The following is a 1,009-nucleotide window of genomic DNA, read 5'->3' as shown; positions in this document are numbered from 1 at the left end:
GTCGGCGCGCTCNCCGCACTCGTCGCACCACGGGAGCCGGACGATGAGCGCCGACCAGCCCGGGTGGTGGCACCGGAAGTTCGCCCCGCAGGTCCGGTCGGTCGGCCGGGTCGAACGCGCGGTGCTGCTGCGCAGCTCGGTCGTCCTGGCGATCGTCGGCACCCTCGTGTTCGGGACCATGCTCGTCGGCGTCCTGACGCACACGGGCGTCCAGCGCCTGGACGGGCCGGTCGACGCCTGGTTCGACACCCAGCGCGACCCCGACCGTACGAACGTCGCGGTCGTGCTCGCCACCGTCTTCGGACCGGTGGGCATGCCCATCGTCGTGGCCGTCGTGACGGTGACGTGGGCCGTGTTCGCCCGGCACGCCTACCGTCCGCTGCTCCTCGCGTGCGGCATGGTGCTCGGTGTCGCCACGGCGCAGCTCCTCGCGCCGCTGGTCCGGCACCCCCGACCGCCGATCGCCGAGATGCTGCTCGGCCCCGACCACACGTTCTCGTTCCCGTCCGGCCACGTCCTCGGCGCGAGCGACTTCTTCCTCATCGGCGCCTTCCTCGTCGCGTCCCGCAGCCACCGCCGCTGGGTGACGGTCGCCGTGTTCGCGCTGGCGGCACTCATGATCACCGCCCAGGTGGTGAGCCGGCTCTACCTCGGCTACCACTGGCTCACCGACACCCTGTCGTCCGTCGGCCTCTCGATGATGATCACCGCGGTCGCCATCGCGGTCGACACCCGCCTCACCGCGAAGGTCCCCGAGCTCTCGGCGGACCGGAGCGAGACCGGCCCGGCGGCCGCGACGGGCGACCTCGTCCGGTGACCCCACCCGCCGCAGCACGACCGACGGGCCGTGCGGGCCGCCTGCTCCGCAGTGGACGGCTGCTCGAGTGGGCCACCCTCGCCTGGAACGTCGTCGGGGTCGTCGTGCTCGCCACGCTGGTCGCGAAGTCCGGTTCCGTGGCGCTCGCCGGGTTCGGCGCGGACAGCCTCATCGAGATCGGCGCGTCGGCGG

General features: G+C 73.3%; 1 protein-coding gene and 1 pseudogene. Both read left to right on the top strand.

The window, feature by feature from the left end; genetic code table 11:
• A partial coding sequence (locus I59_RS12970; RefSeq protein ID WP_022904232.1) for a phosphatase PAP2 family protein occupies positions 1-817 on the top strand: 817 nt, incomplete at its 5' end.
• Positions 814-1,009, top strand: a pseudogene (locus tag I59_RS12965) (hypothetical protein); the annotation flags it as partial. The gene I59_RS12970 and the pseudogene I59_RS12965, both read left to right, overlap by 4 nt.

The sequence above is a fragment of the Curtobacterium sp. B8 genome (assembly GCF_000333315.1).
Classification (GTDB): Bacteria; Actinomycetota; Actinomycetes; order Actinomycetales; family Microbacteriaceae; genus Curtobacterium; species Curtobacterium luteum.
Note: the sequence above shows the minus strand (reverse complement) of the source record. Positions and strands in the feature narration are given on the sequence as shown.